Annotated in this window: 12 protein-coding genes and 1 pseudogene; 7 read left to right on the top strand and 6 right to left on the bottom strand. The window is 52.8% G+C overall.

From position 1 onward, the window contains the following. The first annotated feature begins 28 nt into the window (after positions 1-28). A pseudogene (arsC, locus tag SC206_RS10980) lies at positions 29-390 on the top strand (arsenate reductase (glutaredoxin)). Between the two features lie 25 nt (positions 391-415). Here the strand turns inward: arsC and hda are convergent. The 3 genes from hda to upp all read right to left on the bottom strand — a co-directional run bounded on the left by hda (position 416) and on the right by upp (position 3,328). Then, entirely contained in the window at positions 416-1,123 is a 708-nt protein-coding gene (hda, locus tag SC206_RS10975; RefSeq protein WP_332737096.1) for a DnaA inactivator Hda, read from the bottom strand. 170 nt (positions 1,124-1,293) lie between these two features. After that, positions 1,294-2,586, bottom strand: a complete 1,293-nt coding sequence (gene uraA, locus SC206_RS10970; RefSeq protein ID WP_332737094.1) for a uracil permease — start codon at positions 2,584-2,586, stop codon at positions 1,294-1,296. 115 nt (positions 2,587-2,701) lie between these two features. After that, positions 2,702-3,328 (bottom strand): uracil phosphoribosyltransferase, encoded by a 627-nt coding sequence (gene upp / locus SC206_RS10965; protein ID WP_332737092.1) that lies wholly within the window; start codon positions 3,326-3,328, stop codon positions 2,702-2,704. Between the two features lie 265 nt (positions 3,329-3,593). Here upp and purM point away from each other — a divergent pair, with 265 nt between their 5' ends. The 6 genes from purM to mgtE all read left to right on the top strand — a co-directional run bounded on the left by purM (position 3,594) and on the right by mgtE (position 11,775). Further along, entirely contained in the window at positions 3,594-4,631 is a 1,038-nt protein-coding gene (purM, locus tag SC206_RS10960) for a phosphoribosylformylglycinamidine cyclo-ligase (protein ID WP_332737090.1), read from the top strand. Between the two features lie 68 nt (positions 4,632-4,699). Continuing rightward, on the top strand, positions 4,700-5,338 hold the full coding sequence (gene purN / locus SC206_RS10955; RefSeq protein WP_332737089.1) for a phosphoribosylglycinamide formyltransferase: 639 nt from the start codon (positions 4,700-4,702) through the stop codon (positions 5,336-5,338). Positions 5,339-5,445: 107 nt separating this feature from the next. Beyond that, positions 5,446-6,021 carry a spermidine N1-acetyltransferase gene (gene speG, locus SC206_RS10950; protein ID WP_332737087.1) on the top strand — a complete coding sequence of 192 codons (576 nt, stop codon included), beginning with the start codon at positions 5,446-5,448 and terminating at the stop codon, positions 6,019-6,021. Positions 6,022-6,320: 299 nt separating this feature from the next. Continuing rightward, on the top strand, positions 6,321-8,435 hold the full coding sequence (gene ppk1 / locus SC206_RS10945) for a polyphosphate kinase 1 (RefSeq protein ID WP_332737085.1): 2,115 nt from the start codon (positions 6,321-6,323) through the stop codon (positions 8,433-8,435). Positions 8,436-8,452: 17 nt separating this feature from the next. Then, a complete protein-coding gene (ppx, locus tag SC206_RS10940) occupies positions 8,453-9,997 on the top strand; it encodes an exopolyphosphatase (RefSeq protein ID WP_332737083.1) in 1,545 nt (514 codons plus the stop codon). A gap of 341 nt (positions 9,998-10,338) precedes the next feature. Next, positions 10,339-11,775, top strand: a complete 1,437-nt coding sequence (mgtE, locus tag SC206_RS10935) for a magnesium transporter (protein ID WP_332737081.1) — start codon at positions 10,339-10,341, stop codon at positions 11,773-11,775. A 132-nt stretch (positions 11,776-11,907) separates the two neighbouring features. Here the strand turns inward: mgtE and SC206_RS10930 are convergent, their stop codons facing one another. From SC206_RS10930 to SC206_RS10920, 3 genes are all read right to left on the bottom strand, one after another. Further along, complete coding sequence (locus tag SC206_RS10930) at positions 11,908-12,072, bottom strand: DUF2474 domain-containing protein (RefSeq protein ID WP_332737144.1); 165 nt, start codon at positions 12,070-12,072, stop codon at positions 11,908-11,910. 101 nt (positions 12,073-12,173) lie between these two features. After that, a complete protein-coding gene (cydB, locus tag SC206_RS10925; RefSeq protein ID WP_332737079.1) occupies positions 12,174-13,181 on the bottom strand; it encodes a cytochrome d ubiquinol oxidase subunit II in 1,008 nt (335 codons plus the stop codon). Continuing rightward, on the bottom strand, positions 13,181-14,599 hold the full coding sequence (locus tag SC206_RS10920; protein WP_332737078.1) for a cytochrome ubiquinol oxidase subunit I: 1,419 nt from the start codon (positions 14,597-14,599) through the stop codon (positions 13,181-13,183). Before SC206_RS10920 ends, cydB begins: the two co-directional genes overlap by 1 nt. Positions 14,600-14,739 lie beyond the last annotated feature (140 nt).

The raw sequence follows: 14,739 nt of genomic DNA, 5'->3' as shown, positions 1-14,739 counted from the left end.
GGTCACAAAATAATAAAAGGAGAAGTTAATGGAACACGATGTCGCGATTTACCACAATCCCCGTTGCAGCAAAAGTCGTGAAACGCTGGAGCTGCTGGAAGGCAAAGGCCTCAAGCCTGATGTGATTCTGTATCTCGAAACGCCGCCTTCTCTCGATACATTAAAAGAGTTGCAACAGAAGCTGGGATTTTCGTCGGCGCGCGAGATGATGCGTACGGGCGAAGAGGTCTATAAAGAGAAGAATCTTGGCGATCAGGGCGTAAGCGAGGAGCAGCTGTTGCAGGCCATCGCCGACAGTCCGCGCCTGCTCGAGCGCCCTATCGTCGTCGCCAACGGCAAGGCGCGGCTGGGCCGTCCCGTCCGCCGCAAAACGTGCTGGAAATCCTGTGATTATCAGGAAATTTGCACGCTAGCGCTAAAGATTTAGGGTCTCTTTGACGAAAGGGATCGTTAATTTACGCTGGGCAGTGATCGACGCGCGGTCGAGCTGGTCGAGGGTCATAAACAGGGTGCGCATCTCGCGATCGAGACGTTTCAGTAGGAAGCGCCCTACGTCTTCGGGCAGCTCGAAGCCGCGCAGCTTGGCGCGCACCTGCAACGCCTGTAATTTTTCGTCGTCGGAAAGCGGCTGCAAACGGTAAATTTGCCCCCAGTCGAGGCGCGATGCCAAGTCTGGCAGGCCGAGATTCAGCTGACGCGGCGGGCGATCGCCGGTAATAAACAGCCGCGTGCGACCCGTTTCGAGAATGCGATTATAGAGATGAAAAACGGCGGCTTCCCAGGCTTCGTCACCGGCAATGCCTTCGATATTATCGATGCAGACCAGCGCCAGCTGCTCCATGCCGTCTAACACTTCCGGCACGAAATAGGCGCGTTTATCGAGGGGAACATAGCCGACCGCTTCGCCACGCAGGGAGAGTTCGGCGCAGGCCGCGTGCAGCAAATGGCTGCGACCGCCGCCTTCGCGCGACCAGAAATAGATGTAGGTGCCATGCTCTTGCTGCAACGCAGTTTGAATAGCGGAGAGCAGCGAGGTGTTCTCTCCCGGATAAAAACTGGCAAAGGTTTCGTCATCGGGAAGATAAAGTGGCAGGGAAAGCTGTGCCGGCGTATTCAGAAGCACCTCAACCAAAACTGGCGTGGATCAGACAAATGTCAGGACAAATAATTAATCGTGGAATTCTATCATAGGATCCGCGAAGAGTTGAACTTTCGACGCGCTAAACGCCTGTTAATCCGCCGAGTCAGCGGGCAAAGCGCACTCTGCCCGCCTTTTTCGACGATCGGCAAGGATCAGACTGACGGCGGATCACGCTCGTCCGGCACGTCGATAATCTCTTCTTCGCCGCGATAAACATCAATTAATTTAAACAGCAGACTCAGGAATACGCCCACCACGGTCGCTAGCGCCATGCCTTTCAGCTCGGCCGCACCGATGTGCACCTTCGCGCCGCTCACGCCGATAATCAGAATGATCGAGGTCAAAATCAGGTTCTTCGGCTTGTTGTAATCGACTTTCGACTCAATCAGCACGCGAATACCGGACGCGCCGATCACCCCGTAAAGTAATAGCGACACGCCGCCCATCACCGGCACGGGCACGGCCTGAATCGCCGCCGCCAGCTTGCCAACGCACGACAGCAGAATCGCGAGAATCGCCGCGCCGCCGATAACCCAGGTGCTGTAAACCTTGGTTATCGCCATTACGCCGATATTTTCGCCGTACGTGGTGTTTGGCGTCGAGCCGAAGAAACCGGAGAGCATGGTCGAAAGCCCGTTGGCCAGCATCGAGCGATGCAAACCCGGGTCGCGCAGAAGGTCTTTCTTGACGATATTCGCGGTCACCACCAAATGGCCCACGTGCTCGGCAATGACCACCAGTGCGGCCGGAAGAATGGTCAGAATGGCGACCCACTCGAAGCGCGGCGTATAAAAGGTTGGAAGCGCAAACCAGTGGGCGTTTTCGATGGCCGAAACGTCAACCACGCCCATGAAATAGGCCAGCGCGTAACCCACCAGCACGCCAATCAAAATCGGGATGATCGCCAGAAAACCGCGGAACAGCACCGAACCCAGCACGGTAACGGCCAGCGTCACCACTGAAATCGTCACGGTCGTGCTGTCAGCTGCAACACCATCCGCAGGCAGCAGGCCCGCCATATTGGCCGCCACGCCCGCCAGCTCAAGGCCGATAACCGCGACAATCGCGCCCATCGCCGCCGGCGGAAACATCACGTTAATCCAGCCAATTCCGGCCTTTTTAACAATCAACGCCACCAGACAAAACAGCAGTCCGCAGACGATAAAGCCGCCCAGCGCCGCCTCATAGCCCATCGGCAACAGCAGCAGCACCGGCGATATAAAGGCAAAGCTCGAACCCAGATAAGCCGGAATCTTGCCTTTACAGACAAACAGATAGAGCAAGGTGCCGATGCCGTTGAACAGCAGCACCGTCGCCGGATTGATTTTAAACAGAATAGGCACCAGCACCGTTGCGCCGAACATGGCAAACAGATGCTGGAAACTGAGGGGAATGGTTTGCAAGAGCGGCGGGCGCTCGCTCACCCCAATAACACGACGGGTCATCGACTGATCCTCTGGAAAATAGTGAGTCTGTAATTCTTTAATTAATTCGACCGGAGTCGGCTCGAAGTTTGACGAGTAAAAAAAAGCCGACTCATGAGAGCCGGCTGCTTACTGTTTATTTAGTACCAAATATTTTATCACCGGCATCGCCGAGACCAGGAATAATGTACCCCTTGTCATTTAATCCCTGATCGACAGAGGCGGTGTACAACTCGATATCAGGGTGCGCGGCTTCTAGCGCGGCAAGGCCTTCCGGCGCGGCAACCAGCACCAGCACCTTAATGCTCTGGCAGCCCGCTTTTTTCAGCAGGTCGATGGTGGCAATCATTGAGCCGCCGGTCGCCAGCATCGGGTCAACCACCAGCGCCATGCGCTCTTCTATATTAGAGGCCAGCTTCTGGAAGTAAGGCACCGGTTGCAGAGTTTCTTCATCACGGTAAACGCCCACCACGCTGATACGCGCGCTCGGCACGTGCTCCAGCACGCCTTCCATCATGCCCAGACCGGCACGCAAAATAGGCACCACGGTAATTTTCTTGCCTTTAATCTGATCGACTTCAACCGGACCGTTCCAACCTTCGATGGTGACCGTTTCGGTCTCAAGGTCTGCGGTGGCTTCGTAAGTCAGTAAACTGCCTACCTCGGAAGCGAGTTCGCGAAAGCGTTTAGTGCTGATATCGTTTTCACGCATCAGTCCCAACTTGTGTTTTACCAGCGGGTGTTTCACTTCAACGATCTTCATTTTTTCTTTCTCCAAAGGCTACCGACCAAAAAAATCGCGTGATTATAACCTCTTTTATAAGCAACGCTAGCGCCATTAGCCTGATACGGATCAATGGATTCGCACTTCCTGTCGCGAACGGCTGACATCAGGGTAATTTGAGTATAGATAGAGAAACATAACGAGACCTCTCGCAAACGTTTGCCTGCGCTGTTAGAATTAGCGCGCTTCAAGCTTCCAGTTTTCAACAGTAGCCACAAAACGCATACGTCGTGGGGATTCCGCAGTGACCGATAAGACCTCTCTCAGCTATAAAGACGCAGGTGTGGACATCGATGCAGGTAACGCATTGGTAGACCGCATCAAAGGTGTAGTAAAACAGACTCGTCGTCCAGAAGTCATGGGCGGACTGGGTGGTTTTGGTGCCCTGTGCGCGCTGCCGCAAAAATATCGTGAACCCGTGCTGGTTTCGGGAACCGACGGCGTTGGCACCAAGCTGCGTCTGGCAATGGATTTAAAACGCCACGATACCATTGGTATCGATTTGGTCGCCATGTGTGTCAACGATCTGGTAGTACAGGGCGCTGAGCCGCTGTTCTTCCTCGATTATTACGCGACGGGCAAACTGGATGTGGACACCGCAGCCAGCGTCATCACCGGTATCGCTGAAGGCTGCAAGCAGTCTGGCTGTGCACTGGTCGGTGGTGAAACCGCAGAAATGCCGGGCATGTACCACGGCGATGACTACGACGTGGCAGGTTTCTGCGTCGGCGTAGTAGAGAAATCAGAAATCATTGATGGCAGCAAAGTACAGGACGGCGACGTTCTGGTCGCGCTGGCGTCAAGTGGCCCGCACTCAAACGGCTACTCTCTGGTTCGCAAAATTCTTGAAGTCAGCAAGGCCGACCCGCTGACGACCGATCTGGCAGGCAAACCGCTGGCCGATCACCTGCTCGAGCCAACCAAAATCTACGTAAAATCAATCCTTAAACTGATTGAAAACGTAGACGTTCACGCTATCTGCCACCTGACCGGCGGCGGCTTCTGGGAAAACATTCCGCGCGTACTGCCGGACAACACCCAGGCAATCATCGACGAATCAAGCTGGAAATGGCCTGACGTGTTCGGTTGGTTGCAGCAGAACGGCAACGTGAGCAGCCACGAAATGTACCGCACGTTCAACTGCGGCGTGGGCATGCTGATTGCCCTGCCTGCAGAACTGGCGGATCAGGCTATTACCCTGCTCAACGACAACGGCGAGCAAGCCTGGGTTATCGGTAGCATCAAAGCCTCCGATTCCGAAGAACGCGTCATCATCAAGTAATGTTGTGCTCTACAACGCCTCTACATCACGTATTGGCGTTGTAGTTTAGCGTCAAGAGCGAAGGTAAAATGAAAAGGATTGTGGTTTTAGTTTCTGGTGCGGGAAGCAACTTGCAGGCGATTATCGATGCTTGTGAGCAGGGACGTATCAATGCGACTCTCTCTGCCGTTTTCAGTAATAAAGCGTCGGCCTACGGTCTTGAACGCGCGCAGTCTGCGGGCATTCCCGCTCACGCGCTTGACCCGAAATCCTATGCCGATCGCGTGGCATTTGACGCCGCCCTTGCCGATGAAATCGATGCTTACCAGCCCGATCTAGTGGTTCTCGCCGGTTATATGCGCATTCTCAGCGACGAATTCGTTGCGCGATACGCAGGCCGAATGATCAATATCCACCCTTCCCTGCTGCCAAAATATCCCGGATTGCACACTCATCAGAAAGCCATCGACAATCAGGATGCCGAACACGGCACTTCCGTGCATTTTGTCACTCAGGAGCTTGATGGGGGTCCGGTCATTTTGCAGGCCAAGGTGCCGGTATTCGAAGATGACAGCGCGGACGATTTACATGAACGCGTGCAGCATCAGGAGCATGATATTTATCCGCTGGTTGTCAGTTGGTTTGTTGACGGGCGTTTAACATTGCTGGATGGCAAGGTCATGCTTGACGGACAGGTCGTTCCCGCTCAGGGTCACGCCGCAGAATAACGCGCGCCTGTTTCGTTCATCCTCCTAAAACCGGCCGCGCGCCGGTTTTTTTATGGCGTTTTTTAGCGCATTCTTATCAAAGAGTTATAGAACATTAAGGAAGCATCATGTTCAGTTCACTTCGCATCAGGCTACGTCCATTGGAAAAAGACGACCTGATGTTTGTCCATCGCCTCAATAATAACGCCAACGTTATGCGTTACTGGTTTGAAGAACCTTATGAAGCCTTCGTCGAGCTTGAGGATCTTTACGGCAAACACATTCATGACCAAAGCGAGCGGCGTTTTATCACCGAAGCCGATCACAATCGCGTGGGTCTGGTTGAGCTGGTTGAAATTAACCACATTCACCGTCGCGCCGAGTTTCAGATAATCATCGATCCTGCTTATCAAGGTCAGGGATACGCGAGCGAAGCCGCCGCGCTGGCAATGGATTACGCGTTTTGCGTGCTCAATCTCAACAAACTGTGCCTGATCGTTGATAAAGAGAATGACAAGGCGATGCATATCTACAAAAAACTCGGCTTCGAAATTGAGGCCGAACTGAAAGACGAATTCTTTGTTAATGGCGAATATCGCAGCGTGATTCGGATGTGCATCTTCCAGCCAGAGTTCCTGCTCCGTTATAAAAACAAAAAAGATAGCGGTGCTCCCCTCGACGCACTCGGCGCTGGCGTGCTGTAGTTTTATAAAAGAACCAGCTTCACAAAATAAACAGTTTCATAAAAAAAATAGTTTCAGAAAAGAGAATGGTTTTAAAAACAGAATGGTTTTAAAAACAGAATAGTTTTCGAAAGCCCTTCGCAATAAGAGCACATTAAACGACCAGCATTTTCATCACGGTTTATCAATCTGGTTTTATTGGACTTTGTTGTAAGAGTCTCGCAATAATGAGGGGTGATACTAGGCCCTCTCCCTAAAAGCTGCGCGGGCCGGAATGCGCCTTGATGGGCCAGGTTTCAGGCTAAATGAACGGAGCTAAAATGGGTCAGGAAAAGCTGTATATAGATAAAGAATTGAGTTGGTTATCTTTTAATGAACGGGTTTTGCAGGAAGCGGCCGACAAGAGTAATCCTCTGATTGAGCGCATGCGTTTTCTCGGCATTTACTCCAACAACCTCGATGAATTCTATAAAGTTCGTTTTGCCGACTTGAAACGCCGCATCCTGATCAGTGAAGAACAGGGTTTTATCGGTGCTTCCCGCCATCTACTCAAAAAGATCCAGGCCAAGGTGATGCGTATCGATCAGGAGTTCGACAGCCTGTATAACGATTTGCTGCTCGAAATGGCCCGTAACCAAATCTTCCTGATTAACGAAAGGCAGGTTTCCGAAAACCAGCAAGCCTGGCTGCGCCAATATTTCAAACATCATCTGCGCCAGTTTATTACCCCGATTCTGGTCAATCAGGAAACCAATCTGGTGCAGTTTCTGAAAGATGATTACACCTATCTGGCGGTGGAAATTATTCGCGGCGAAAAGATTGATTACGCGCTGCTCGAAATTCCGTCTGATAAAGTGCCGCGTTTTGTGAATCTGCCGCCCGAAGCGCCGCGTCGCCGCAAGCCCATGATTCTACTAGATAACATTCTGCGCTACTGTCTCGATGATATTTTTAAGGGCTTCTTCGACTACGACGCGCTCAACGCCTATTCGATGAAGATGACGCGCGACGCCGAATACGATCTGGTCACGGAGATGGAATCCAGCCTGCTGGAACTGATGTCCTCGAGCCTGAAACAGCGCCTGACCGCCGAGCCGGTGCGTTTTGTTTATCAGCGCGATATGCCCGACGAAATGGTCGAACTGCTGCGCGAAAAGCTGGGGATCTCGAACTATGATTCGGTGATTCCGGGCGGGCGTTACCACAACTTCAAGGATTTCATCAGCTTCCCGAACGTTGGCAAAGCGAATATGGTTTATCGCCCGATGACGCGCCTGCGCCACCTGTGGTTCGATAATTTCCGCAACGGTTTCGCCGCCATTCGCCAGCAGGACGTGTTGCTCTATTATCCTTATTACACTTTCGAACACGTACTCGAATTGCTGCGTCAGGCCGCCTTCGACCCTAACGTGCTTTCGATCAAAATCAATATTTATCGCGTAGCCAAAGATTCGCGGATTATCGAATCGATGATCCACGCCGCGCACAACGGCAAAAAAGTGACGGTGGTGGTTGAGCTGCAGGCGCGTTTCGACGAAGAGGCCAATATTCACTGGGCCAAACGTCTCACCGAGGCGGGCGTTCACGTGATTTTCTCCGCGCCTGGACTGAAAATTCACGCCAAGCTGTTTCTTATTTCCCGTCGCGAAGAAGACGAAATTGTCCGCTATGCTCATATTGGTACGGGCAACTTTAACGAAAAAACCGCCCGCCTTTACACTGACTACTCTTTGCTGACCGCCGATTCGCGGATAACCAATGAAGTTCGCCGCGTGTTTAACTTCATCGAAAATCCTTATCGGCCCGTCACTTTCGAACACTTAATGGTCTCGCCGCAAAATTCGCGCAGCATGCTTTATGCCCTGATCGATCAGGAAATCGCCAATGCTCAGGCCGGATTACCCGCCGGAGTTTCTCTGAAAATCAATAATCTGGTTGATAAAGGGCTGATCGACCGGCTGTACGCCGCCTCAGGATTTGGAGTGAAAATTCGCCTGCTGATCCGCGGTATGTGCTCGCTCATCCCCAATTTAGCCGGAATTAGCGAAAACATTCAGGTCACCAGCATCGTTGACCGTTATCTGGAACACGATCGGGTTTACGTTTTCGAAAACAATGGCGATCAGAAAGTGTTTCTCTCTTCCGCCGACTGGATGACGCGTAATATTGATTATCGAATCGAAGTGGCCGTCGCCATTCTCGATCCGCGCATCAAGCAGCGGTTGCTGGACCTGCTGGCTATTCAGTTTAGCGACACAGTGAAAGCGAGATCTATTGATAAAGAACTCAGTAACCGTTATGTTCCACGCGGAAATCGCCGCAAAGTGCGCGCACAAACGGCTATCTACGAATATTTGAAGAATTTTGAAAACGATAATCAAGAACCTGGCACTCAACCCTGGGTTAATCAGAACAAATCGGCTGATCCAGCCTGATCTTTGGAGTTAAAAAAATGCCCTTAAACAGTCCGATGACCCCAAAGCCTCAGGAAATTGCTGCTATCGATCTTGGGTCGAACAGCTTTCATATGGTAATCGCCCGCGTCGTTAACGGCGCGCTTCAGGTATTGGGGCGGCTTAAGCAGCGCGTCCATCTCGCCGACGGATTAGACAGTCAAAGCAGATTAAGCGAAGAGGCGATTCAACGCGGGCTCGACTGTCTGGCGCTGTTTGCCGAGCGTCTACAGGGCTTCCCCGAGGCCAACGTCACCATTGTGGGCACGCACTCACTGCGTCAGGCTGTCAATGCCGAAGAGTTTCTGAAACGCGCCGCCGAGGTCATTCCCTATCCGATCGAAATCATTTCCGGTCAGGAAGAGGCGCGACTGATTTTCATGGGCGTTGAGCACACTCAGCCCGAAAAAGGCCGCAAGCTGGTGATTGATATCGGCGGCGGCTCGACCGAGCTGGTCATCGGTGAAGATTTCGAACCGCTTCTGGCAGAAAGCCGCCGTATGGGCTGCGTCAGCTTTGCTCAGCAGTTCTTCCGGGGTGGCGAAATCAGCCGCAGTAATTTTAAACGAGCTCGTCTGGCCGCCGCGCAAAAGCTCGAAACGCTGGCGTGGCAGTATCGTTTGCAGGGTTGGCAATACGCGCTGGGCGCGTCGGGAACGATTAAAGCCACTCACGAAGTGCTGGTGGAAATGGGCGAAAAAGATGGCCTGATCACCGCCGAAAGGCTGGAAATGCTCGCCGATGAAGTGCTGAAATATAAAAACTTCTCCGCGCTGAGCCTGCCGGGGCTGTCGGAAGACCGACAATCGGTGTTTGTGCCGGGGTTAGCAATTCTGTGCGGCGTGTTCGATGCCTTGGCTATCAAGGAGTTACGTCTCTCTGACGGTGCGCTGCGCGAAGGCGTACTGTATGAGATGGAAGGCCGTTTCCGTCATCAGGACATTCGCAGCCGCACCGCCAAAAGTCTGGCCGATCACTATAATATCGACCGTGAACAGGCGCGACGCGTGCTTGAAACCACGGAAGCGCTCTACACCCAATGGCTGGCGCAAAATCCAACTTTGGCTCAGCCACAGCTCGAAGCGCTGCTGAAATGGGCGTCGATGCTGCACGAAGTCGGGCTGGGTATTAATCACAGCGGCATGCATCGCCATTCGGCCTATATTTTGCAGAATTCAAACCTGCCGGGCTTCACTCAAGAGCAGCAAACACTGCTGGCGACGCTGGTTCGTTTTCAGCGCAAGGCGATTCGTCTCGACGATCTACCACGTCTTAACCTGTTCAAAAAGAAGCACTATTTGCCGCTAATTCAGCTGTTGCGTCTTGGCGCGCTGCTGAACAATCAGCGTCAGTCCACCACTCAGCCTGAAACGCTGCGTTTGCATACCGACGACAATCATTGGACGCTGCGTTTTCCGGCCGGTTTTATGGCGCAGAATAATCTGGTGCAGTTGGATTTCGAACGCGAGCAGGCTTACTGGAGCGACGTCACCGGCTGGAAGTTAATGCTGGAAGAAGAGGCAGACGAACAGACAGAAGCGTAGGCGCTTTCGGGTCGTCAGCTTTTGCGAGATGTTCGCCAGTGACAACAGAAACCGGAAAAAATGCAGGGATGCTATATACTTAAGATGCCATTATGCGTAATAAAAATAACATGAAGATGACAAAAATCGTTCTGGCGATAAGTTTTATTATCTTGATTGGCCGAATTATTTACGCCGGGATAGGGTCGTATTCTCATCATCAAAGCCAGAAACAGGCACAGCATGAGCAAGTCACTGCGCCCGTTTCTCAAAAAAATCAGCCGGATAAGACGCCCTGATTGTCATCCTCCTGTTGTTTTGTTACGCACTATTTTAGTTTCCAGATAGCAGAAGGACTCTGAATGTTTGCAGCAAAACAGCAATCCCATTCCCAGAAATTGGCCGAAGTTCGCCATCATATTCTCGATTTACTGCTTAATAACAACGATGATTTAGCCGACAGCATTCTTGGCGAAAAGCCGAAAGATATCAGCGAATCATTGTTGATGGATCAAACCGCCGATCTGCGCGCCAACGTCGCGACTCTGCATGCCGCCGACCTTGCCGATATTCTTGAAGCCCTGCCCGAACGCCAGCGACTGGCGCTGTGGAGCCTGGTTGAGACCTCAAAACGCGGTAAGGCGCTGGTTGAAGTTTCCGAAACGGTGTGGGACAGCCTGATTGAGGAGATGAGCGACAAAGATCTGCTGCGGGCGATTTCGCTGCTCGACCTCGATGATCAAGTTTATCTCGCCGAATATCTGCCGCGCGATTTGACCGGCCGCGTGCTGACCTCTTTGGAACCGCGCCAGCGCGACAAAGTCCGCGAGGTAATGAAATTCACCAAAGAGTCCGTGGGCCGTATCATGGATTTCGAGCTGTTGACCATTCGCCCCGACGTTACGCTTGCTACCGTGCAGCGTTATTTACGCTTGCGGAAAATCATACCAAAAGGCAGCGATAAGCTGTTTGTTACCGATCGCCATAATCAGCTGCTGGGCGAGCTGCCGTTGACCACGGTATTGCTGAGTCCGCCGCTGAAACGCGTGTCGGAAGTGATGAACGATGACCCCACTAGCTTCAGTCCTTACGACAAGGCCGATGACGCCGCCGGTGCCTTTGAGCGTTACGACCTTATCACCGCGCCCGTGGTTGATTTAAAACACAAGCTGATGGGCCGGCTGACCGTCGAGTCCATCGTTGATTTCGTTAACGAAGATTCCGATAACAATATTCGCCGCATGGGCGGCCTGAGCCCGGAAGAAGACGTCTTCTCGCCGGTTGGCAAGGCGGTGAAAAATCGCTGGGCGTGGCTGGCTATCAACCTTTGCACCGCCTTTGTGGCGTCACGGGTAATAGGACTTTTCGAAAACACCATTTCTCAATTGGTCGCACTTGCGGCGTTGATGCCGATTGTTGCGGGCATTGGCGGCAACACGGGCAATCAGACGATTACCATGATCGTGCGCGGTTTGGCGCTGCATCAGGTTCAGGTCGGCAATATGCCTTTCCTGCTGCTGCGTGAGCTGGGCGTAGCGTTGATTAACGGCCTGATTTGGGGCGGATTAATGGGCGTCGTGACGTGGTTGCTGTACGGCAATCTGGCGATGGGTGCGGTAATGACGCTGGCGATGGTGCTGAATTTACTGGTCGCCGCGTTGATGGGCGTATTGATTCCGCTGACGATGGTGCGCCTCGGACGCGACCCGGCGTTGGGCTCCAGCGTGATGATTACTGCGCTGACCGACACCGGCGGTTTCTTTATCTTCCTGGGTCTGGCAACGATTTTCCTGCTGTAACTTTCGCTGTCTTCACCTTTAACTCTTCATCTTCAAGTTCGGCAAGCCGCTCCCTGTTAAATCAGGGAGCGATGTCGGTGATGCCAACATACTTGCAGCCATCGCGGCGTTCTGCTTTATGAGTGAGAACGCTTAGTGAGTACGCATGCCCGCAGCAAACATCAGCACGTGGAACGCCGTCGCGACGACAAACAGAGCCAGCACGCTGCCGCCGTAAATCAGCACCAGCCAAGAGACTTTTTTCCAGAACGGCACGTTGGCCGCCGGAACAGTGTTGTCATCCATCTTTTGAATCATCGGTTTCATGTTATTACCTCGGTCATTTTAAAAAAGGGGCGAGGCCAAGCCCGCCCCTTCTATTCATTCACTCTCGTTTTTTCGCTTTTCGCTAAAAACTATCAGTGATAACCCTGATCCGGCGTTACCTTTCCACGGAACACGTAGTAGCTCCAGAAAGTATAAACCAGAATGATTGGGATGATGAACAGCGCGCCAACCAGAATAAAGCCCTGACTTTCCGGAGGCGAAGCCGCCTGCCAGTAAGAGATGGACGGTGGAATGATGTTCGGCCACACGCTGATGCCCAGACCGCTATAACCCAGGAATACCAGAGCCAGAGTCAGCAGGAACGGCGTGTAATGCGCATTGCGGTTTACCGCTTTCATCAACCAGAAGGAAACCAGCAGCACCAATACCGGCACTGGCAGGAACCAGAACAGGTTAGGACGGCTGAACCAGCGGTGTGCGATGTCGGCGTGAGACATTGGCGTCCAGACGCTGACGATAGCCAGCACCACCAGCAGAGCCAGCAACAGCGGGTTAGTCAGGTCGTGCATACGCTTTTGCAGGCTGCCCTGAGTCTTCATGATGAGCCAGGTGCTGCCGAGCAGCGCGTACGCCACGATCAGACCCAGACCACAGAACACGGTGAACGGCGTCAGCCAGTCCATCGCGCCACCGGCGTAAACGCGGTTAACAACCGGCATACCGTCGATGAAAGCACCCAGCACCACGCCCTGACAGAAGGTCGCAACGATAGAACCGCCGATGAAGGATTTGTCCCAGATGTGACGCTTCTCTTCGCTCGCCTTGAAACGGAATTCAAAGGCAACACCACGGAAAATCAGGCCGAACAGCATGATAGTCAGCGGCATGGCCAGCGCATCAAGGATAACCGAGTAGGCCAGCGGGAAAGCACCGTACATGCCAGCGCCGCCCAGAACCAGCCAGGTTTCGTTGCCATCCCAGACAGGGGCAACGGTGTTCATCATAACGTCGCGGTCTTCGCTCTTTTTCGCAAACGGAAACAGCAGACCAATACCAAGGTCGAAACCATCCATCACCACGTACATCATGATGCTGAAAATGATGATAACGAACCAAATCAACGGTAAATCGATACCCATTATTTGCTCCCGGAATCTAGTTTAACATCGACTGCAGACAGAGGACGCGCCGGAGTACGTTGCTGACCCGGACCGCCGTGCTCGTGAACTTCGCCTTCGTGAGTTTGCACGCCTTTCTTGATAAGACGCATCATGTAGGCGTAGCCCACACCGAATACGGAGCAGTAGATAACCACGAATGCCACCAGCGTGATGCTCATGTGCACGACACCGTGCGCGGAAACCGCGTCTTTGGTGCGTTGCAGGCCATAAACAACCCACGGCTGACGCCCCACTTCAGTGGTGAACCAACCCGCCAGCAGCGCAATCAGACCCGAAGGACCCATCAGCAGCATAAAGCGCAGGAAGGTTTTGTTGCTGTACATAGTACCGCGACGACGCAACCACAGACCGACGAAACCAGACAGAATCATCAGCATACCCAGACCCGCCATGATGCGGAATGACCAGAATATGATGGTTGAATCAGGACGGTCTTCTTTCGGGAAAGATTTCAGCGCAGGGATCTGATGCGTCAGGCTGTGCGTCAGAATCAGGCTTCCCAAAGCCGGGATCTCAATCTTGTACTTGGTCTCTTCGGCGTTCATGTCCGGCCAACCTACCAGCACCAGCGGCGTAGGTTTGTTGTCGGTGTTTTCCCAGTGACCTTCGATCGCTGCGATTTTCGCCGGCTCATATTTCAGGGTGTTCAGACCGTGGGCATCGCCCAGGAATGCCTGAATAGGAGAGACGATCAGCGCCATCCACAGTGCCATCGAGAACATCTTGCGGGTTGCCGCGTTATCGTGGCCGCGCAGCAGGTGGTACGCCGCAGCAGAAGCAACAAAGAAAGCAGAAGCCAGGAAGGCTGCCACGCTCATGTGCATCAGACGGAACGGGAACGACGGGTTGAAGATAACTTTCAGCCAGTCAACCGGCACAATCAGGCCGTTAACAATGCTGTAACCCTGAGGCGTGTGCATGAAGCTGTTTGACGCCAGGATCCAGAAAGTGGAGAAGATGGTCCCCAACGCTACCATGCAGGTAGAGAAGAAGTGCAGACCAGGTCCAACACGGTTCCAGCCGAACAGCATTACGCCTAGGAAGCCGGCTTCCAGGAAGAACGCCGTCAGCACTTCATAGGTCAACAGGGGACCCGTGATGTTACCGGCGAAGTCGGAGAATCCGCTCCAGTTGGTGCCGAACTGGTAAGCCATAACCAGACCGGAAACCACGCCCATGCCGAAGTTTACGGCAAAGACTTTGGACCAGAAGTGATAAAGGTCACGATACGCGTCCTGCTTGGTTTTCAGCCAGAGCCCTTCGAGCACAGCCAGAAAACTTGCCAGACCGATGGTGATCGCTGGGAAAATAATGTGAAACGACACTGTAAAGGCGAACTGGGTCCTTGCAAGATCCAGTGCAGTTAAGCCAAACATGGCATTACCTCAGATTGCATAGAAAGTTTCATAAGACAGACAGTCAGTTTGTTCAAAAAAAAGTCGCACCAGTTTCGGCACAAATAGCGCCTTCACTCTTTGACTAAAATTAAAAATAAAGTTACTGCTTTGTAAAATCC

Origin of the sequence: Rouxiella sp. T17, assembly GCF_036663475.1 — a bacterium.
Lineage (GTDB): Bacteria > Pseudomonadota > Gammaproteobacteria > Enterobacterales > Enterobacteriaceae > Rouxiella.
This window is presented reverse-complemented; position numbering and strand designations above follow the sequence as displayed.